The sequence below is a fragment of the Cellulosimicrobium cellulans genome (assembly GCF_007679345.1).
GTDB lineage: Bacteria > Actinomycetota > Actinomycetes > Actinomycetales > Cellulomonadaceae > Cellulomonas > Cellulomonas cellulans_A.
In genome coordinates this window covers 53,767-73,069 of sequence record NZ_VEGH01000013.1, presented here as the reverse complement: position 1 = coordinate 73,069, position 19,303 = coordinate 53,767, and the positions used below count along the sequence as shown (strand labels likewise).

Genomic DNA, 19,303 nt, shown 5'->3' with positions numbered 1-19,303 from the left:
CCTGCCACGCTGGACGGGTGAAGGCGCTCCTCAACATCATCTGGCTGCTGTTCGGCGGCATCTGGCTCGCGCTCGGCTACGTCGTGGCCGGGATCGTCTGCTGCGTGCTGATCGTGACCATCCCGTTCGGCATCGCGTCGTTCCGCATGGCGTCGTACGCGCTGTGGCCGTTCGGCCGCACGATCGTGGACCGGCCGACCGCGGGTGCGATGTCGACGATCGGCAACGTCATCTGGATCCTGGTCGCCGGCTGGTGGCTCGTGATCGGGCACCTGACGACCGCGCTCGCCCAGGCGGTGACGATCGTCGGCATCCCGCTGGCGATCGCGAACCTCAAGATGATCCCGGTGTCGCTCGTGCCGCTGGGCAAGGAGATCGTGCCGACCGACCGGGCGTTCGCGGCGTACGGGCACTGAGCCCGTCGGAGCCGACCGCGGCGCGGGTCGCCCCGCCCGCGCCGCGCCTCACCCCGCGGCGCGCCTCACCCCGCGGCGTGCCGCAGCACCGCGACCAGCGCCGCGACGCCCAGCGCCGCCGCCGCCAGCGCGGTCGCCGCGAGCGCCCCGCCGCCCGGGGTGGGGGCGCCCGGCGGCGGCGCGGTGCCGGGCCCGCGGTCGGGGTGCGCGTCGTCCACGACCCCGGCCCAGGCGACGGCGCGGCGCGCCCCGGCCCGGTCCAGCGCCAGCGCGCCGGCCAGACCGAGCACCGTGAGCCCCCACACGGCCGGCCCGGCCCACGGCTCGAGCACCCGGCCGGCCACCAGCGAGCCCACGGCCACCGACAGCGCGGTGCGGCGCCACGCGAGCGCGGTCCGCTCGGGCTGCGCGCCGGGCGGGGCGGGGGCCGCGGCGCTCACCGGAGCAGCAGCCCGAGGAGCACCAGCACCCCCGCCAGGGCCACGCCCACCGCGAGCGGCCCGCTGAACGCCGGCGCCGGCAGCGGCTGCCGCTCCCGCAGCGCCCGCTCGGCCCGCGCCCACCCGACCCACGCCTGCACGGGTGCGGCGATGCCCAGGGCGATCAGCAGCACCGCGGCCGCGAGGCGCAGGCGCGGCTCGACCGGCAGGTCCAGCGCCTCCAGCGCGACGCCGCCCGCCAGCAGGGCGAGCGCCGTGCAGACCCACGCGAGGAAGGTGCGCTCGTTCGCGAGCGAGAACCGGCCGTCCGGCTCGGTGCCGCGCGCGTAGACGCGCCGGGGGAACCGGCGGTCGGGGGTGGTCACGCCGCGGGGGCCGTTCCCGGGGCGGGGGCCGGGCGGGCCCCGAACACGGCCGTCCCGACCCGGACGATCGTCGCGCCCTCGGCCACCGCGGCCTCGAGGTCGCGGCTCATCCCCATGGACAGCTCGACGGCGTCGCCGGTCCCCGCCTCGCCGCTGCCCGCGACCTTGTCCCGCAGGTCCCGCAGCGCGGCGTACCCGGCGCGCACGGCCCGCTCGTCGGGGGTGTTGGCGCCGACGGTCATGAAGCCGCGCAGCCGCAGCCGGTCGTGCCCCGCGACGGCCCGGACGACGTCGAGGGCGTCCTGCGGCGCGGCGCCGTGCTTGGTCGGCTCGCCCGAGACGTTGACCTGCACCAGCACGTCGAGCGTCCGGTCGTCGTCGGCGCACCGGCGCGCGAGCCGGTCGGCCAGGGCCGCCGAGTCCACGCTCTGCACGCAGGTGGCCCAGCGCAGGGCCGCGTTGACCTTGTTCGACTGGAGCGGGCCGATCAGGTGCAGCTCCGGCCCGAGATCGGCGAGCTCCGGCCCCTTGGCGACGAGCTCCTGGACCCGGTTCTCGCCGAGCAGCACCCGGCGTGCAGCACCCGCGGTGCTGGCGGCGCCGGCGATGTCCGCGAGCACGGCGGCGCGCACCGTCGCGGCGTCCTGGGTCTTGGTCGCGAGCAGCAGCCGGACGGAGCCGGCGGGCCGGCCGGCGGCGGACTCCGCGGCCGCGATCCGGGAGCGGACGCGCGCCAGCCGCTCCGCCAGCTCGGTCACGCCCGTGGTCATGTGCCCGACCCTAATCGCTCGCGCCCCGGCGGACGGCGGGCGACCGGCGGTCACGCCGGACCGGTCCCCGGCTCGCCCGCTCCGGCCGCGTACCGCCCGGCGAGCTCCCGCGCCGCCGCCCGCAGCTCCGGCGGCCCGACGACGCGCAGCGGCACGTCGAACATCCCCAGCCACGCGGCGAGCCCGACCCAGGACCACGACCCGGCGACGACCCGGCACCGCTCGGCGTCGAGCGGCTCGACGACGTCCGCCGGCCCGGCCCAGCGCGCGACCAGCGAGGCGGGCGCGTCCAGCACGGCCTCGCCGCGGCACGGCTGGACCACCCCGGCGAACTGCTGCTGGAGGTACGCGGCCACGTCCGCGGCGGGTAGGTCGCGGCGCTCGAACCGCGGGCCGGTGGGCGTGCGCGGGTGCAGCCGGTCGACGCGGAACGTGCGCCAGTCGCGACGGTCCAGGTCCCAGGCCACCAGGTACCAGCGGCGCCCGCGGGTGGCGAGGTGGTGCGGCTCGACCCGGCGGGGCGGGCCGTCGGGGGGCCCGCCGGCGCCGTCGCCGGCGGGGGACCGGTAGTCGAACCGCAGCACCTCCCGCGCCCGGATCGCGGCCCCGACCGCCATCAGCCGCTCGGTGTCCACGTGCTCCTCGGCGGGGCCGGCCGGCCGGCGCACGGCGGTGAGGTCGAGCCCCTCGACCCGCGCCCGCAGCCGCGCGGGCAGCACCTGGCGGAGCGTCGCCAGGGCTCGGGCGGCGGCGTCGTCCAGCCCGTCGACGCCGGTGGTGGCGGTCTGCAGCGCCACCGTGAGGGCCACCACCTGCTCGTCGTCGAGCATGAGCGGCGGCATCGCCGTCCCGGCCGCGAGCCGGTACCCGCCGTCGGGGCCCTTGGTGGCGTGCACGGGGTAGCCGAGGGCGCGCAGCCGGTCGACGTCGCGGCGGACCGTGCGCGGGCTGACCCCGAGCCGGCCCGCGAGCACGTCGCCCGGCCAGTCGCGCCGGGTCTGCAGCAGGGACAGCAGGGCGAGCAGCCGCGACGACGGCGTCGCCGGGGCGTCGGCCAGGTCGGGGATCGCGGTCATGGGCCCAGTCTGCTCCGGGTAGCGGACAGGACCTGACCCCTACCCCCGCCACGGTGGGGGCATGACCACCAGAGGGGAACCCGCCATGATCCGCACCAGGGGACTGACCAAGGACTTCGCCGGGGGCAAGGGGCCGACGGTGCACGCCGTGCGCGGCCTGGACCTCGACATCGCGCCGGGGGAGCTCGTCGCCGTGCTGGGCCCGAACGGGGCCGGCAAGACCACCACGATCCGGATGCTCACCACGCTGATCGCGCCCACCGCCGGGACCGCCGAGGTCGCCGGGGCGGACGTCGCCCGCGAGCCCGGCACCGTGCGCCGCCGGATCGGCTACGTCGGCCAGGGCAACGGCGCGGGCCACGCGCAGCGCGCGGCCGACGAGCTCGTCGTGCAGGGCACCATCTACGGGCTCGACCGCCGGGACGCGCGCCGCCGGGCCGCCGAGCTCATGGACCAGCTGGACCTGGAGCCGCTCGCCCGCCGCAAGGTGTCCGACCTGTCCGGCGGGCAGCGCCGCCGGCTCGACGTCGCGCTCGGGCTGGTGCACGCCCCGCGGCTGCTGTTCCTGGACGAGCCGTCCACGGGCCTCGACCCGCACAACCGCGCCAACCTGTGGGAGCACATCCTCCGGCTGCGGGAGCGGCACGCGATGACGGTCGTGCTCACCACGCACTACCTGGACGAGGCCGACCAGATGGCCGAGCGGGTCGTCGTCGTGGACGAGGGCCGGGTCATCGCGGACGACACCGCCGCGGCGCTCAAGCACACGCTCGCGGGGGACCGGCTCGTGCTGGCGGCCGCCGACCCGGCCGGAGCGCCGGCGCTCGCGGAGGTCGCCGCCCGGGCGCCCGGCGCGCGCGACGTCGAGGTGGACGGGGTCGAGGTGCGCGCCCGCGTCGCCGACGCACCGACCGCGCTGCCCGCCGTGCTCGCCGCCGCGGGCGCCCGCGGGCTCGCCGTCGCCCGGGCCGAGGGCCACCAGCCCACGCTCGACGACGTCTTCCTGACCCTCACCGGCCGCAGCCTCCGCGAGGAGGGGGCGGCGCGCTCGACCGACCCCGTGGAGGTGGCGGCATGACCGCGACGACGACGGCCCCGACCGCCGAGACCCTGCCCGCCCGCGAGGCGACCCGCTCCTGGTGGGGTGACGCCTGGCTCGTGATGACCCGTGAGCTGCTGCCGACCGTGCGCGACCCGTTCTCCGTCGTGTTCGGGCTCATCCAGCCGGTGGTGTTCCTCGGCCTGTTCGGGCCGCTGCTGGCCGGCTCCGTCGGGGACGGGCTGCCGGGCGGGGACGTCTGGGCCTGGTTCGTGCCCGGGATCCTCGTGATGACGACCCTGTTCGGCACGTCGACGACCGGGGCGAACCTGCTGTTCGAGATGCAGACCGGCGCGCACGAGCGCCTGCTCGTCACCCCGCTGGCCCGGTCGGCGCAGCTCGTCGGCCGGTCGTGGAAGGAGATGGTGCCGATCGTCGCGCAGTCGGTGGTGGTCGTGGCGGTGATGCTGCCGTTCGGGTTCTCGTTCAGCCCGGCCGGCGCGCTGCTGGGGCTGGTGCTGCTCGCGGTCTTCGGCGTCGGGATCGGGTCGCTGTCCTACGCGCTCGCGATCGCCGTCCGGAAGCAGGACTGGATGTTCTGGGCCGTGCAGCAGACGCTGCTGTTCCCGCTGCTCATCCTGTCCGGGATGCTGCTGCCGCTCGAGACCGGGCCGCGGTGGATGCAGGTGGCGGCGGACCTCAACCCGCTGCGGTACGTCGTGGACGCCGAGCGCGCGCTGTTCGCCGGGGACCTGGCGTCCGCGACGGTCGCGTGGGGCGCGGTGGCGGCGGTGCTGACCGCGGCGCTCGGGCTGCTGGTGGGGGTGCGGACGCTGGCGCGGAGCGCCCGGTAGCGGCGGCGCGGTGGCGCGCGGGCGGTCAGCCGCGCGCGATGTCCGCCACCGTGGCGGACGTGAGCCGGATCAGGTCGTCCGGGGCCAGCTCGACGTCGAGGCCCCGGCGGCCGCCGGACACGAACACCGTGTCGAACAGCTGGACGGTCTCGTCGACGACGGTCGGGTGCGCGGTCTTCTGCCCGAGCGGGGAGATGCCGCCGACGACGTACCCGGTCGCGCGCTCCGCCGCGGCGGGGTCGGCCATCACGGCCTTCTTGCCGCCGACCGCGTGGGCCAGCGCCTTGAGGTCGAGCTTCCCCGCGACGGGCACCACCGCGACCGTGAGCGTCCCGTCCACCGACGCCATCAGGGTCTTGTAGACCTGCTCCGGGTCGATGCCCAGCACCTCGGCGGCCTCCAGGCCGTAGCCGACCGTGCTGCGGGGGTCGTGGTCGTACGCGTGCGCGGTGTGCGGGACCCCGGCGGCGGCCAGCGCGACGAGCGCGGGCGTCCCGGACGGCGCGTTCTTGGACCTGCTCACGGGGTCAGCCTAGGGCGCGACCCCGCGGCGCGGTGCTGCTAGCGTGCGGGTGAGCACGGGAGTCCGGTGAGCCGGGCTGAGAGGGAGTACTCGAACTCCGACCGTAGAACCTGATCTGGATCATGCCAGCGCAGGGAGCGACATCTCGCAGGATGCCGGGCACCCGTCCGCCGTCCTCCCGTGCTGAGGCTGACCAGCACAGGAGGACGCATGATCCCGACACCCCCGACGACGCCGCCCGGGCCTGCGGAGGCCGCCGACCTGGTGGCCGACCCGCTCCGGTTCGGGGTCGGTGCCCGCGTCACCGTCGCGGTGATGTCCGACCGGTACGCCGAGACGATCCTCGGCGTGCTCGGCTCCGTGGCCACGGACGGCCTGGTCGTGCAGACCGGCGACGTGAGCACCTACGTAGGCGGTGACGAGGCGGACCTGCTCCGGTACCTGACGGACCTGGTCGACGCGGTGGCCGCCACCGGGGAGCACGCGGCGGTCACGCTGCACCTGTCCCGCGGCTGCCCGGGTGAGGTGCGGTGCGCGCTGCCCGGGGGCGCGGGCCCGCGCGCGGTCGCGCTGCCGCCGGGCCGGCGAACCGGCCGGTCCGGCGCGGCCGAGTGGGCGCTCTACCCCCTCGCCGACGACGTCCGGGCCGGGGTGGAGCCCGACCACATGCGGGACATCGAGGCGGCGATCGCCCTGGCGCGGGACAACGGGACGTTCCGGGGCTCCGAGCACTTCGTCACGCGGCTGGAGGGCGACGTGGGCGCGCTCGTGGAGACCGTGGTCGGCGCGTGGGCGCGGGTCGGCCGCGGCGTCCAGCACGTCACCAGCCACGTCACCTTCTCGCTCAACAGCCCGACCCGGTCCCGTGGCTGAGCGCGTCCCGGGCAGGGGGCGGCGCGAGCCGCTCGCGCTGAAGGACATCGTGCTCATGGTCGTCCTCGGGGTGGTGTTCGGGTTCCTGTACTGGGCGCTGGTCCAGGCGTGGAACGGCCTCGCGGTGCTGATGGGGCCGGCGGGCGACCTCGCGCAGCACGTGCTGCTCGGCGGCTGGCTGCTCGTGGCGCCGATCGCGGTCGCGATCATCCGGCGGCCCGGCGTCGGGGTGCTCGCCGAGGTGCTGGCCTCCGTGGTCGAGGTGGTGTTCCTCGGGTCGCCGGTCGGGCCGCTGCTGGTCGTCGCCGCGCTGCTCCAGGGCCTCGGCAGCGAGATCCCGTTCGCGCTCGGGCGGTACCGGCGGTTCGGCTGGGCCCGGTTCGCCGCCTCGGGGCTGCTCGGCGCGACGCTGGTGTTCGGGTGGTCGGCGTTCCGGTTCGGCTGGTACGGGCAGGACGTGCTGGTGCTGCGGCTCGTGCTGCAGGCCGTCTCGGGCGTCGTCCTCGGCGGGCTGCTGGCCAAGGTGGTCGTGGACGCCCTGCGCCGCACCGGGGTGCTGGACGGGTTCGCGATCGGGCGCGCGGCAGCCGCCGCGCGCGAGCCCGTGGCGCGGCGTGGCTGAGCCGGCGGCGGTCGCGGCGGCGTGGGCGGGGCCCGACCCGGCGGCCGTGCTCGACGTCGCCGGGCTCGAGGCGGTGCTGGACGGCGGCGCGGGCGTCGGCCCGGTCGACCTGCGGCTCGCGCCGGGGGAGCAGGTGCTCGTGCTCGGCCCGTCCGGCGCCGGGAAGTCGACGCTGCTGCGGTGCCTGCACGGCGCCGTCCCGCACGCGGTGCCCGCGCGGGTCTCGGGGCGGGTCGAGGTCGCGGGCCGGTCCGTCGCCGAGCACGGCGTCGCGGCGCTCGCGGACGTGGTCGGGGTGCTCGCGCAGGACCCCGAGACCGGGGTCTGCCTGGCGGACGTGGAGGACGAGGTCGCGTTCCCGCTGGAGAACCTCGGGACGCCGCCCGCCGCCATCGGGCCGGCGGTGACGACGGCGCTCGGGGCCGCAGGCGCCGCGCACCTGGCGGGCCGGCGCACGGACGCGCTCTCCGGCGGGGAGCTGCAGCGGGTCGCGCTCGCGGCCGCGGTGGTGACCCGCCCCCGGCTCCTGCTGCTCGACGAGCCGACGTCGATGCTGGACTCCGACGGCGTCGCGGCGGTGCGGGCGGCGCTGGCCGCGGCGCGGGCGTCGACGGGCGCGGCGTGCGTGCTGGTCGAGCACCGGCTGGACGCGCTCGCCGGCGACGCGGGCGTGGCCGGGCTGCCCGGCCGGTGGGTGGTGCTGTCCGCCGACGGCCGGGTCACCCACGACGGTCCCGCGGCCGAGGTGGCCCGGGACGCGGGGCGCGAGCTGCTCGCCCGTGGCTGCTGGCTGCCCGAGGACGTCGAGCTCGAGGTGGCGCTCGGGGGCGCGGTGGAGGAGCCGGGGGCGTTCGACCTGCTGCCGGGGCTGGCCGCGGAGGCGCCGCCGTCGCGCGCCCCGGCCGCCGGACAGGGGGAGGTGCTGCTCGCCGCCCGGGGTCTGGCGGTCGGCCGGCGGCCCGCGGATCGGGCGGCCCGCCGCCGGCCCGCCGCGCAGCCCGTGCTCCGCGACGTCGACCTCCGGCTCCGCGCCGGCGAGGTCGTCGCGGTCGTCGGGGCCAACGGCTCGGGCAAGTCCACGCTCGTCGCCACCCTCGCGGGCGTGCTGCCCCCGCTCGCGGGCGTCGTCGAGGGGACGCGCCCCGGGCTCGTCGTGCAGAACCCCGAGCACCAGCTCGCGGGGCGCACCGTGGCGGCGGAGGTCGCCGTCGGGCTGCCGCCCGGCCCCGCCACGGACGACCGGGTGGCCGCCGCGCTCGCCCGGTTCGGCCTCGCCGCGCTCGCCGACCGGGACCCGCACCGGCTGTCCGGCGGCGAGCAGCGCCGGCTGAGCCTGGCCGCGATGCTCGTGCACGACCGCCCGGTCCTGCTGGCGGACGAGCCGACGTTCGGGCTCGACCGGCACGGCACCACGGTCGTGCTGCGGGCGCTCGCGGACGAGGCGCGCGCCGGGCGGGCCGTGCTGCTCACCTGCCACGACCTGCGGGCGGTGGCGTCGGTCGCGGACCGGGTGCTGGTCGTCGCCGACCGCGGGCTGGTCGGGGACGTGGACCCGCTCGCGCTGCTGCGGGAGCCGCGCCTCCTCGCCGCCGCGCGGCTGCGGCCGTCGCGGCTCCTGCGACGGCTCGCGGAGGTGGTCGGCCACGCGGGCCGGCTGCGCGACGCGCTCGCCGCGCTGGACGCCTGCGCCCTGCTCGCGGCCGGCGCGTCCGACCCGGCCGGCGCGTCCGACCCGGCGGGGGTGCCGGTCCGGTGACGGCGCTCGGTGCCCGGAACCCGACCGTCAAGCTGCTGCTGGTCGTCGCGGTGTCGCTCGCGACCCTCGCCCTGCTGGACCCGGCCGCGCTCGCGGCGCTGTACCTGCTCGGGCTCGCGGCGGCCCGGTGGGGCGCCGGGGTGGGCGGCCGGCGGCTGCTGCTCGCCCAGGTGCCGTTCTGGACGTTCGGCGTCGGGGTGCTGCTGGTCAACGCGATGAGCCGGCCGGGCGCCGTCCTGGTCGCCGGCGGGCCGTTCCGGGTGACGCACGAGGGCCTGGTGGTCGGCGCGGCGCTCGCCCTGCGCGGGTGCGTGATCGGGGTCGCGACCGTCGCGTTCCTCGCCAGCACGCCGCCGCGGGACCTGATGGTGAGCCTCGTCCGGCACGCGCGGCTGAGCCCGCGGTATGCGTACGCGCTGCTGGCGGGCCACCGGATGCTCGCGGGGCTGCCGCGGCAGTGGGCGACGATCCGGGCGGCGCAGCTGGTCCGCGCCCCGCTCGGGCGGGACGGCCGGCCGCACGAGGGGTGGCGCGGCCTCGCCCGGTCGGCGTTCGCGCTGCTGGTCGCGTCGATCCGCGCGTCCGAGCGGATCGCGCTGGCGCTGGAGTCGCGCGGGCTCTCCGCCGGCCCGCGCACGGTCTGGCGCCCGGTCCCGCTGGGCCCCGCCGACGCCGCCCTCGCGTCCGGCGTGCTCGGCGTCCTGGCGCTCGTCCTCCTGCTGGCCGCCCGCCTCTGACGGCTGCCGACGTCGTCGGTTCCGGCCACGGAGGCCCCGGCGGAACCGACGACCTCGGGCGGAACCGACGACCTCGGGCGGAACCGACGACCTCGGGTGGGCAGAGCGGCTCAGACCGCCAGGCCGACCAGGGAGCCGACGCCGTAGGTGATCGCCATCGCCAGGGAGCCGCCCACGACGTTGCGGAGCACCGCGCGGCCGGCAGGGGCGCCGCCCATGCGGGCGCTCACCGTGCCGGTCACCACCAGCGCCACGACCACCGCGGCGAAGGTCGCCACCACGCGCGCCTCGCCGCCCCACGGGCCGAGCATCGCGAGCAGCGGCACGACGCCGCCGACGACGAACGCCACGAGCGACGCCAGCGCCGCGTGCCACGGGTTGGTCAGCGACTCCTCCGCGTCCCGGACGCCGTGCGCGCGGAGCACCTTCTCGGCGTCGCGCTGGCTGCTGACCGAGACGTACTCGCCGGCCGCCATCGACAGCGCGCCCGCGACCAGGGCGGCGACGCCGGCGACCGCGAGGGTCGCGAGCCCGGTCGCCGCACCCGCGACGCCGACCACGGTCGCGGCGACGGAGACGATGCCGTCGTTCGCGCCGAGCACGCCGGCGCGCAGCCAGTTCAGCCGCTCCGCGGTCGGCAGCACGGCCGCGCCGGGGCCGGGGTCGACGGAGCCCGGGGCGCCCGGCTCGGGGGCGCGCCGGGGCGCCGGGTCGGCGGTGCGGTCACGGTCCAGGAGGTGGGTCGACAGGGCGCTCATGGCAGCCACGGTAGGCCCGAGATGACGTCCTGTCATCACAGGAAAGGCTGCCCTGACCTGCGGAAACGCAGGTTTGCCTGCCCTCATCTGGAACGCTTCCAGCCGTTCTTGCAGGTCAGAGCGGCCCCACCGCGAGCACCCGGAGCACGACCTCGCCGGCGGCGTCCGAGGCGGGCAGGTCGACCAGGGCGTCGATGCGCCAGTCGTGGTCGCCGGCCGGGTCGTCGAGCAGCTGCCGCACGAACCACAGGTCGCCGCGCGCGCCCGCCTCGCCGTGCCCGGCCGGCCGCTCGTCGACCTGGAACAGCGCCGGCCCGCGCGCGGCCGGGCCGGTGAGGATCTCGTCGTGGTCGTCGTAGAACGGGTCGAGCGCGTCGCCCCACCGGTCGGCGGTCCACGGCTGGTCCGCGGCGTCCTGGTCGCCGAGCGCCGCCAGCGCCGGGTACGCCTCGCGCGCGGCGAGGTCGACCCGGCGGAACAGCGCCCCGCGGACGAGCGCCCGGAACACCCGCTTGTTGACCGTGATCGGCGGGGGAGCGTCGTCCTCCGGCCGGGACTCGGTGACCGTGGCGTCGTCCAGGTCCTCCGGGTGCGCGAGCCGCTCCCACTCGTCCAGCAGGCTGGAGTCGGTGCGCCGCACCAGGTCGCCCAGCCACTCGACGATCTCGTGCAGCTCCTCGGTCCGCAGGTCGTCGGGCACGGTCTGCCGCAAGGCCCGGAACGCGTCCGCGAGGTAGCGCAGCAGCACGCCCTCGGTCCGGTCGAGCTGGTAGAGCGACACGTACTCGGCGAAGGTCGCGGCCCGCTCGTGCATGTCGCGGACGACCGACTTCGGGGACAGCTCGTGGTCGGCGACCCACGGGTTGGTCTGCTTGTAGATCTGGAACGACGCGCCCAGCAGCTCGGCGAGCGGCTTCGGGTACGACACGTCCTCGAGCAGCGCCATCCGCTCCTCGTACTCGATGCCGTCGGCCTTCATCGCCGCCACGGCCTCCCCGCGGGCGCGGTTCTCCTGCGCCGCGAGCACCTGGCGCGGGTCGTCCAGCGTCGCCTCGATGACCGACACCACGTCGTGCGCGTACCCGGGGTCCTCCAGGTCCAGCAGGTCCAGCGCGGCGTACGCGAACGGCGACAGCGGCTGGTTCAGCGCGAACGTCGGGGGTACGTCGAGCGTCAGCCGCACCGTGCGGCGCAGCCGCTCCGGGCCGGGGCCGTCCTCGACGACCCGCTCGACCACGCCGGCCGTGCGCAGCGACCGGTAGATCGCGATCGCCTGCCGGACCAGCCGGCCCTTCGCCGCCTCGGGCTCGTGGTTGTCGAGCAGCAGGTGCTTCATGGTCTCGACCGGGTCGCCCGTCGGGCGGGCCAGCACGTTGAGCACCATCGCGTGCGAGACGCCGAACGAGGAGGTCAGCGGCTCGGGCTCCGCGTCCCGCAGGCGCTCGAACGTCTTGTCCGTCCAGTTCACCATCCCGGGCGGCGCCTGCTTGCGGACGATCTTCTTGAGCTTCTTCGGGTCGTCGCCGGCCTTCTGCAGGGCCTTGCGGTTCTCGATGACGTGCTCGGGCGCGAGCACGAACACCTCGCCCGTCGTGTCGAACCCGGCCCGGCCGGCGCGCCCGGCGATCTGGTGGAACTCGCGGGCGGACAGGTGCCGCATCCGGGTGCCGTCGTACTTCACCAGCGAGGTGAGCAGGACGGTGCGGATCGGCACGTTGATCCCCACGCCGAGGGTGTCGGTGCCGCAGACGACCCGGAGCAGGCCCTTCTGGGTTAGCCGCTCGACCACCCGGCGGTACTTGGGCAGCATCCCCGCGTGGTGCACGCCGACGCCGTGCCGCAGCAGCCGGGACAGCGTCTTGCCGAAGCCCGGGCCGAACCGGAAGTCGCCGAGCTCGTCGGCGATCCGGTCGCGCTGCTCCCGGGAGGCGAGGGTCATCGACAGCAACGCCTGCGCGCGTTCGACGGCCTCCTTCTGCGTGAAGTGCACGACGTACACGGGGGAGCGGCCGGTCTGCACCAGCATCTCCAGCAGCTCGTGCAGCGGCTCCACCTCGTAGGAGAACGTCAGCGGGACGGGCCGCTCCGCGTTCGCGACGACCGCCACCGGCACGTCGGTGCGCCGCTCGAGGTCGTCGACGAAGAACGACACGTCGCCGAGGGTCGCCGACATGAGCAGGAACTGGGCGCGCGGCAGCTCCAGGAGCGGCACCTGCCACGCCCAGCCGCGCTGCGGGTCCGCGTAGAAGTGGAACTCGTCCATCACGACCTGGCCGATGTCCGCGCCCGGGCCCTGGCGCAGCGCCTGGTTGGCCAGGATCTCCGCGGTGCAGCAGATGATCGGCGCGTCCGGGTTCACGGCGGAGTCGCCGGTCATCATGCCGACGTTGGCAGAGCCGAACGCCTCGACCAGCGCGAAGAACTTCTCGCTCACGAGCGCCTTGAGCGGGGCGGTGTAGTACGTGCGCCGGCCCTGCGCGAGCGCCACGAAGTGCGCGGCGGTGGCGACCAGCGACTTCCCGGAACCGGTCGGCGTGGACAGGATGACGTGCGAGCCGGTCACCAGCTCCAGCAGCGCCTCGTCCTGGTGCGGGTAGAGCGCGAGGCCCTGGTCGGCCGCCCACCCGGTGAACGCCTCGTAGAGGGCGTCGGGGTCCTGCGGGTTCGCGGGGACCCGGTCGGCCAGGGTCGATCGGGTGGCTGCCACCCGGCGATCCTTTCACGGCGGCCGGGGCCGCGGCGGGCGCCCTACAGTGGGCGACCATGAGCGACGCCCCGACCACCCCGCCCGCCGTCGAGATGTGGACGGACGGCGCCTGCAAGGGCAACCCGGGCGTCGGTGGCTGGGGTGCGCTGCTGCGGTCGAACGGGCACGAGCGCGAGCTGTTCGGCGGCGAGGCCGTCACCACGAACAACCGCATGGAGCTGCAGGCGGTCATCGAGGGCCTGGGTGCCCTGAACCAGCCGTGCCGTGTCGACCTGCACGTCGACTCCCAGTACGTCATGCAGGGCGTGACCAAGTGGATCGCCGGCTGGAAGCGCAACGGCTGGCGCACCGCGGACAAGAAGCCGGTGAAGAACCAGGACCTGTGGCAGGCCCTCGACGCGCAGGTCGCCCGGCACGCGATCACCTGGCACTGGGTCAAGGGCCACGCCGGCGACCCCGGCAACGAGCGCGCGGACCAGCTGGCGAACAAGGGCGTGGACGAGGTACGCGCGGGCGCCCGCTGACGGCCGCGCGCACCGCGCACCTGCGGCGAGCCGGTCGACCACGCACAGGGCGCACCCAGCTGCTGCCTAGCGGCCCCCCATTCGGTCCGTGACCGCTGCACGGTTCGATTCGTGACGCGACGCCCGCCATTCGGGGGCAGCGCGCCCCTCGCTAGCTTCCGGCGCAGCGGTGGCGACCCTGCACCGGCGCCGGGTCCCATGACTCTGCCACCGCCGTGCGGCGGGAGAAGCCGATGGACAGGTGCGGTCTGGCCTGGACCGGAGTGGGTGGCGCGGCGGCGCTGGTGGCGCTGGTCGCCGCCACGATCGGGATCGGGATGTTCCTGGGTCGGCGTCACCGGGACCGGCGCGGGGCCGCCGCGGTCGTCGTGGCCCCGCTGCTGGTGGCGGCGCTGGTGGTGGTGGCGCTGCCCGAACCGGCGTGGTCCGCGGTGCCCGACGACTGCACCACCGCCGCGGCGGTGGACGGCCCCGAGCCGGGCGGGACCGACCAGGGCGGCGGCAGTGCCGGGGATCAGCCGGGTCCGGGTGGCGACCCGCTGCCCCTCGATCCCGACGACCTCACCGACAGCGACGGCGACGGGCTGCCCGACGTCGTCGAGATCCGGTTCGGCAGCGACCCGCACCGTGTCGACACGGACGGTGACGGGCTCACCGACGCCGAGGAGGTCGCGACCCTCACCGACCCCACGCGGCGGGACACCGACGGCAACGGCGTGCCGGACCCGGACGACGACGCGGACGGCGACGGGGTCAGCAACCGCCAGGAGCTGATCGACGGCACGCAGCCGTTCAACCCCGACACCGACGGCGACGGGGCGACCGACGGCCAGGAGCGCGCCCTCGGCACCGACCCGCTGGTCCCCGACACCGACGGCGACGGCATCCGCGACGGCGACGAGGTGCGGCTCGGCAGCGACCCGCTGGTGCCGCAGGACCCCGGCACGGTCTTCGCGCTCGCCCTGACCGACCCCGTCAGCGGTGCGGAGGCCGTGGTCGAGGGGCCGGCAGGGGCGGTGCTGTCCGCGCGGCTCGGTGCGATCGACGCGGCCGAGTACGAGGCGGTGCCCGGCCTCGTCGGCACTCCCGTCGAGATCGTCGCGGACGAGCCGTTGGTCCGGGGCGTCCTCGCGCTGGTGTTCGACCCGGCGTCGGTCGCCCCCGACGCCCGCCTCGCGGTCGCCCACCTGGACGAGGAGGCGGGGCTCTGGGACCTGCCGGCCGACCAGGAGGTCGACCCGGCGGCCGGGCGCGCCGTCGTCACGACCGAGGCGTTCTCCCCCTTCATCATCGTCGACCTCGACGAGTTCGAGCCGATCTGGCACTCCGAGGTCGTCCTGCCCCGCGTCGGCACCGACGAGGTCATGGCCGTCGACGCGGTCCTCGCGCTCGACTCCTCCGGCTCGATGTCGTCCAGCGACCCCGGGCGGGCCCGGGTCACCGCGGCGAAGGCGTTCGTCACGGCGCTGCTCGACCCCGACCGGGTCGCGGTCGTGGACTTCGACGACGCCGCCCGGCTGCGGCAGGCGCTCACCCACGACCGCGCGGCCGCCGCGACCGCGATCGACACCACCCGCGCGAGCGGAGGCACCAACCTCGCCGCCGCCGTGCGGGTGTCCCTGAACGAGCTCGACCGGGGCGGCGAGCCGGACCGCGACCGGGTGATCGTGCTGCTGACCGACGGCGTCGGGACGTACGACCCGGCCCTGACGACACGCGCGGTCGAGTCCGGCACCACCATCTACACCGTCGGCCTGGGGCGGAGCGTCGACGAGGCGCTGCTGCAGGCCATCGCCGACGCCACCGGCGGCCGGTTCTACTGGGTCGACGACGCCGGCCTCGGCGGCGCGTACGAGCACATCGGCATCGACCTGTCGAAGCCGGACTCGGACGGCGACGGCATCTCCGACGAGGCGGAGATCAACGGCTGGAAGACCCAGCGCAACAACGTCTACTACACCGACCCGTACAACGCGGACACCGACGGCGACGGCCTCACCGACGGCGAGGAGGCCGGTCGGCTGCTGAGCGCCCGGCAGGGCTACCAGGGGCTGTCCAACCCCACGAAGATCGACTCCGACGGCGACGGCCTCGACGACTACACCGAGCTGGAGGGCGGGACCAACCCGCTCCGCGCGGACTCCGACGCGGACGACCTGTCCGACCTGACCGAGACCGAGGTCGGCTCGGACCCGTCGTCGCTGAACCCGGACGGCGACATCTTCCACGACGACGTGGAGCTCGCCCGCGACTCCGACCCGCTCGCCTACACCCTGGGCGAGTTCGAGAGCCACGCTGCGCTGCTCGGCGGCTTCCTGTTCGGGGAGTGGGACTGGGGCGCCGAGCACGTCGGCATGCTGAACGAGGACCAGCAGGCCTCGGTCGAGTACCTCACCGGTCTGCTCGCCGCGGGGTTCCTGGCGGTCGGCGACATCCGGGACGCCGCGGCCCAGATCGCGCGAGGGGACTGGGGCGGCGCGATCCTCTCGGTGATCGGCGTGGTGCCCGCTCTGGGCGACGTCGCGAAGTCGGTGGCCAAGGTGACCCGGTTCGCCGAGCGCAGCGCGAAGTTCGCGCGGTCGGCGGTGTCGTTCGTGGCGCGGGCGCCCGACTGGCTCGCCGGGCCGTGCCTGACCGTGCTGCGCAAGATGCCGCACGCGCGGTGGGAGGTGGACACGCGGGTGACGGGGATGACGCCGGGGCGTCCGTCGAACGGCGGACAATCGGTCGAGGTCGCGCTCAACAGGTTGGCTGCGGGGAGACTCAGGATCGGGACGAGCGCCAACCAGCACCGCCGACTCGGGGAGCTCATCACCAAGTACTGCAAGGGTGAGATCCGGATCAACCAGTGGCAGGTCACCGGTAGGTCCGGCAACCTGCGGTACGCCGGGAAGAACCGTCCGGACCTGCAGTGCCTCACCGAGGCGAAGACGTGGTTCTTCGCCGAGCTGGACAGCCCCGCGAGCGGGCGCGGCGCCGGGCACCGGGTGCGCATCCTGCTGAACGACCCGTCGCTGTCCCCGTCGCAGGTGCTGCTGGAGGTGGTGTCGTGACCGGGGACCGGTCGTTGCTGGGTGGTGAGTTCGCGCCGCTGACGGACTCGATCCAGCTGATCCAGGAGGATCCGCAGGAGGTGGCGGCGGCGGTGCTGGCGCGGATGCGGAAGGCGTATCCGAAGGCGAGGAACTGGGTGCAGGAGGGTCGCGGCGGGTTGCGGGAGGCGATCGCGGCGATGGAGCACGTGCGGCCGATGGCGGACCGGCGGGTGGTGATGCGCACGACCCGCGACGGGTGGACGGCGGGGTTCGCCAACGGGCGGGCCACGTTCGACTGGGGGCTGGCGGAGGCTGGTGGGGAGCGGTGGATGTTCCGGGCGTTCCTACCGCGGGGCGCCGGGGAGTACGACGTGGCACTGGAGCGAAGCGACTACTGGAACGGTGTCTACGAGGGCCGCAACGTGCGGGTGATGCTGGCGCGGGAGGGATCGCGGCTGCTGGAGGTGCAGCACTTGGGTGAGCGGTGGCCGTTCGAGCCGGAGTACAAGTACCGGCGTCGGGTGCGCCCGGAGGTGATGACCGCGGACGTCATGGCGGGGTTCGTGCGCGAGCTCGGGTTCGACTGGGTGTGGGACGACGAGCAGTACGCCCCGGACGGCCGGTTCTGGCTGGTGGGCACCTCGTTCTTCGCGAAGAGGCGGTTCTTCGGGAAGAAGCACCTGAACGAGAGGTTCACCTTCGACCAGGCGCGGGAGCAGTGGCAGGCCGAGCTCACCTCCCACCCGATCCTGAGTTGAGTCGGCCGGTGCCGTCGACATCCGGGCCGAGTGGCGTCCCACCCTGCCGCGGCTGGTCCAGACCAGTTAGAGTCGGGGCCGTGCCCACCGCCGGGCACGCTCCCGCTCGCACCGGAGGTCAGGCATGGAACGGTCCGTCGTCGTCGCCATCGCGGAGGGGCTGCACGCCCGCCCCGCCGCCCTGTTCGTCGCGGAGGCCGGCAAGCAGCCGGTGCCGGTCACGGTCCGCAAGGGCGACGCCGCCCCGGTCCAGGCCGCGAGCATCCTGGGCATCATGACCCTGGGCGCCGCCGCGGGCGAGACCCTCGTGCTCGCGACCGAGGCCGACGGCCCGGACGCCGAGGCCAGCCTGGACGCGCTGGAGGCGTTCCTGAGCCAGGTCGAGATCGCCTGACCCCGGTCCCCCAGCGGACGAGTGGAAGGTCTGGCCCGACACGCGCACGGCGCGTCGGGCCAGACCTTCCACTCGTGGTGCTGAGGGCTACTTGCCCGGGTCGTCCGCGCGGGACTCGACCCTCGCGGCCGGGACGGAGACCGTCGCGGGCGCCTCGGCCGGGGCGGTGTCGGCGGCCGCGGTGACCTCGTCGCCCGCGCCCTCGGCCACGGGGTCGTCCTCCCGGCCCGGGGTCTTGAAGTTGAACTTCAGGATCATGAACCGGAACAGGAAGTAGTAGATGACCGCGTAGACCAGGCCGATCACGATGAGCAGCAGCGGCTGCTCGGCGATCCGGAAGTTCAGCAGGTAGTCGATCGCGCCCGCGGAGAACCCGAACCCGCTGCGGATGTCGAGGGCGTTGACGAGTGCGAGCGAGGTGCCGGTGAGCACGGCGTGGATCGCGTACAGGGGGTAGGCCACGTACACGAACGCGAACTCGAGCGGCTCGGTGACGCCGGTGACGAACGCGACCAGCGCGGCCGAGCCCATGATGCCGGCGATGACCTTGCGGTTCTTCTTCTTCGCGGTGTGCACGATCGCCAGCGCGGCGGCGGGCAGCGCGAACATCATGATCGGGAAGAAGCCGGTCATGAACGTGCCGGCGGTCGGGTCGCCGTGCAGGAACCGGGCGATGTCGCCGTTCCAGACCTGGCCGTCGGCCTCGTAGGAGCCGAACTGGAACCACGGCAGCGAGTTCAGCAGGTGGTGCAGGCCGAACGGCAGCAGCAGGCGGTTCAGCGTGCCGAAGACGAAGCCGCCGATGATCGTCGAGCCGGTGACCCACTCGCCGACCGCGGTGAAGCCCGCGTCGAACGCCGGGTAGATGAGGGACGCGACGACGGCGATCAGGACCGCGGCGCCCGCGGTGACGATCGGGACGAACCGGCGGCCGCCGAAGAACGCCAGGTACGGGGGCAGCTTGATCCGGTAGAACCGCTGGAAGAGCAGCGCGGCGGTCAGGCCGATGACGATGCCGCCGAGCACGCCGTAGTTGATGAGCTCCTGCGTCTCCCCCTCGGCGGCCTCGCCGAGGATGTACGGCGACAGCGCGTCCGTCACGCCCTTGAACACCAGGTAGCCGACCAGCGCGGCGAGGCCGGTGGAGCCGTCGGCCTTGCGGGCGTAGCCGATGGCGACGCCGAGCGCGAACAGCAGGGGCAGGTTGCCGAGCAGGGCGTTGCCGGCCGCGGCCAGGACGTCGGCGACGGGCAGCAGCCAGTCGGCGCGGGCCCCCAGGCCGTCGGCGCCGAGCATGTCCGCCTGGCCGAGCCGCAGCAGCAGCGCGGCGGCAGGCAGCGAGGCGATGGGGAGCATGAGGGATCGGCCCACGCGCTGGAGCTGCGCGAGTCCGGGGATGCCCCGCTTGGGGGTATCGACCGTGGTGGCGGTCATGGTCACTCCTCGTGAGTTCGGGTCGCGGTGGTCCCGAGAGGGGCCGACCGCGGTCGGGGGGAGGTGTGGGTCTGGGGTGCACGGGGTGCGGAACTTGCGTGGTCGCCGTCGAGTCGGCAAGTTGTCTGGACCAGTTGCGGTCAGAGTGGTCTAGACCGGAGTATGTGTCAAGGACCACATGCCCGCCCGCGGTGCCGCGCCGGGTGGCACCCCGTGGTGCGG

19 protein-coding genes and 1 riboswitch are annotated in these 19,303 nt (G+C 75.4%); of the genes, 11 read left to right on the top strand and 8 right to left on the bottom strand.

Annotated features, from left to right (window positions below; all coding sequences use genetic code 11):
* Nucleotides 1–17 precede the first annotated feature (17 nt).
* Nucleotides 18–416 carry a YccF domain-containing protein gene (locus FS882_RS16310; protein ID WP_154730962.1) on the top strand — a complete coding sequence of 133 codons (399 nt, stop codon included), beginning with the start codon at nucleotides 18–20 and terminating at the stop codon, nucleotides 414–416.
* Nucleotides 417–481: 65 nt separating this feature from the next.
* Here the strand turns inward: FS882_RS16310 and FS882_RS16305 are convergent, their stop codons facing one another.
* Genes FS882_RS16305 through FS882_RS16290 form a run of 4 tightly spaced genes read right to left on the bottom strand, consistent with a single transcriptional unit; the run spans nucleotide 482 to nucleotide 3,067 of the window.
* Nucleotides 482–856 carry a DUF202 domain-containing protein gene (locus tag FS882_RS16305; RefSeq protein WP_158374558.1) on the bottom strand — a complete coding sequence of 125 codons (375 nt, stop codon included), beginning with the start codon at nucleotides 854–856 and terminating at the stop codon, nucleotides 482–484.
* Nucleotides 853–1,221 (bottom strand): YidH family protein, encoded by a 369-nt coding sequence (locus tag FS882_RS16300; RefSeq protein ID WP_158374556.1) that lies wholly within the window; start codon nucleotides 1,219–1,221, stop codon nucleotides 853–855. Before FS882_RS16300 ends, FS882_RS16305 begins: the two co-directional genes overlap by 4 nt.
* Complete coding sequence (locus FS882_RS16295; protein WP_158374554.1) at nucleotides 1,218–1,991, bottom strand: YggS family pyridoxal phosphate-dependent enzyme; 774 nt, start codon at nucleotides 1,989–1,991, stop codon at nucleotides 1,218–1,220. Before FS882_RS16295 ends, FS882_RS16300 begins: the two co-directional genes overlap by 4 nt.
* 50 nt (nucleotides 1,992–2,041) lie before the next feature.
* On the bottom strand, nucleotides 2,042–3,067 hold the full coding sequence (locus FS882_RS16290) for a helix-turn-helix transcriptional regulator (protein WP_158374552.1): 1,026 nt from the start codon (nucleotides 3,065–3,067) through the stop codon (nucleotides 2,042–2,044).
* 85 nt (nucleotides 3,068–3,152) lie between these two features.
* Here FS882_RS16290 and FS882_RS16285 point away from each other — a divergent pair, with 85 nt between their 5' ends.
* Nucleotides 3,153–4,145, top strand: a complete 993-nt coding sequence (locus FS882_RS16285) for an ABC transporter ATP-binding protein (protein ID WP_158374684.1) — start codon at nucleotides 3,153–3,155, stop codon at nucleotides 4,143–4,145.
* On the top strand, nucleotides 4,142–4,960 hold the full coding sequence (locus FS882_RS16280; RefSeq protein ID WP_158374550.1) for an ABC transporter permease: 819 nt from the start codon (nucleotides 4,142–4,144) through the stop codon (nucleotides 4,958–4,960). The genes FS882_RS16285 and FS882_RS16280 overlap by 4 nt, the downstream gene beginning before the upstream one ends.
* A 25-nt stretch (nucleotides 4,961–4,985) precedes the next feature.
* On the opposite strand, the gene ybaK is transcribed toward FS882_RS16280, so the two are convergent.
* Nucleotides 4,986–5,483: a Cys-tRNA(Pro) deacylase gene (gene ybaK, locus FS882_RS16275; RefSeq protein ID WP_158374548.1), complete on the bottom strand. Its 498-nt coding sequence runs from the start codon at nucleotides 5,481–5,483 to the stop codon at nucleotides 4,986–4,988.
* Between the two features lie 45 nt (nucleotides 5,484–5,528).
* A riboswitch (TPP riboswitch) is annotated at nucleotides 5,529–5,637 on the top strand.
* A gap of 56 nt (nucleotides 5,638–5,693) precedes the next feature.
* On the opposite strand from ybaK, the gene FS882_RS16270 reads away from it, so the two are divergent.
* Genes FS882_RS16270 through FS882_RS16255 form a run of 4 tightly spaced genes read left to right on the top strand, consistent with a single transcriptional unit; the run spans nucleotide 5,694 to nucleotide 9,471 of the window.
* Entirely contained in the window at nucleotides 5,694–6,356 is a 663-nt protein-coding gene (locus tag FS882_RS16270; RefSeq protein ID WP_158374546.1) for a YkoF family thiamine/hydroxymethylpyrimidine-binding protein, read from the top strand.
* Nucleotides 6,349–6,978, top strand: a complete 630-nt coding sequence (locus FS882_RS16265) for an ECF transporter S component (RefSeq protein WP_262348363.1) — start codon at nucleotides 6,349–6,351, stop codon at nucleotides 6,976–6,978. The genes FS882_RS16270 and FS882_RS16265 overlap by 8 nt, the downstream gene beginning before the upstream one ends.
* On the top strand, nucleotides 6,971–8,734 hold the full coding sequence (locus tag FS882_RS16260; protein ID WP_158374544.1) for an ABC transporter ATP-binding protein: 1,764 nt from the start codon (nucleotides 6,971–6,973) through the stop codon (nucleotides 8,732–8,734). Before FS882_RS16265 ends, FS882_RS16260 begins: the two co-directional genes overlap by 8 nt.
* Complete coding sequence (locus tag FS882_RS16255; RefSeq protein WP_158374542.1) at nucleotides 8,731–9,471, top strand: energy-coupling factor transporter transmembrane component T family protein; 741 nt, start codon at nucleotides 8,731–8,733, stop codon at nucleotides 9,469–9,471. Before FS882_RS16260 ends, FS882_RS16255 begins: the two co-directional genes overlap by 4 nt.
* A 110-nt stretch (nucleotides 9,472–9,581) precedes the next feature.
* Here the strand turns inward: FS882_RS16255 and FS882_RS16250 are convergent, their stop codons facing one another.
* Complete coding sequence (locus FS882_RS16250; protein ID WP_158374540.1) at nucleotides 9,582–10,229, bottom strand: VIT1/CCC1 transporter family protein; 648 nt, start codon at nucleotides 10,227–10,229, stop codon at nucleotides 9,582–9,584.
* Between the two features lie 115 nt (nucleotides 10,230–10,344).
* Entirely contained in the window at nucleotides 10,345–12,936 is a 2,592-nt protein-coding gene (locus tag FS882_RS16245) for a DEAD/DEAH box helicase (RefSeq protein WP_158374538.1), read from the bottom strand.
* A gap of 56 nt (nucleotides 12,937–12,992) precedes the next feature.
* On the opposite strand from FS882_RS16245, the gene rnhA reads away from it, so the two are divergent.
* From rnhA to FS882_RS16225, 4 genes are all read left to right on the top strand, one after another.
* A complete protein-coding gene (rnhA, locus tag FS882_RS16240; protein WP_158374535.1) occupies nucleotides 12,993–13,460 on the top strand; it encodes a ribonuclease HI in 468 nt (155 codons plus the stop codon).
* 233 nt (nucleotides 13,461–13,693) lie between these two features.
* Complete coding sequence (locus tag FS882_RS16235) at nucleotides 13,694–16,513, top strand: VWA domain-containing protein (RefSeq protein ID WP_158374533.1); 2,820 nt, start codon at nucleotides 13,694–13,696, stop codon at nucleotides 16,511–16,513.
* On the top strand, nucleotides 16,510–17,253 hold the full coding sequence (locus FS882_RS16230) for a hypothetical protein (protein WP_158374531.1): 744 nt from the start codon (nucleotides 16,510–16,512) through the stop codon (nucleotides 17,251–17,253). The genes FS882_RS16235 and FS882_RS16230 overlap by 4 nt, the downstream gene beginning before the upstream one ends.
* Before the next feature lie 124 nt (nucleotides 17,254–17,377).
* Nucleotides 17,378–17,647 (top strand): HPr family phosphocarrier protein, encoded by a 270-nt coding sequence (locus FS882_RS16225; protein ID WP_158374529.1) that lies wholly within the window; start codon nucleotides 17,378–17,380, stop codon nucleotides 17,645–17,647.
* A gap of 87 nt (nucleotides 17,648–17,734) precedes the next feature.
* Here FS882_RS16225 and FS882_RS16220 read toward each other — a convergent pair whose 3' ends face one another.
* Nucleotides 17,735–19,081 carry a PTS transporter subunit EIIC gene (locus FS882_RS16220; RefSeq protein WP_158374527.1) on the bottom strand — a complete coding sequence of 449 codons (1,347 nt, stop codon included), beginning with the start codon at nucleotides 19,079–19,081 and terminating at the stop codon, nucleotides 17,735–17,737.
* Between the last annotated feature and the right edge of the window lie 222 nt (nucleotides 19,082–19,303).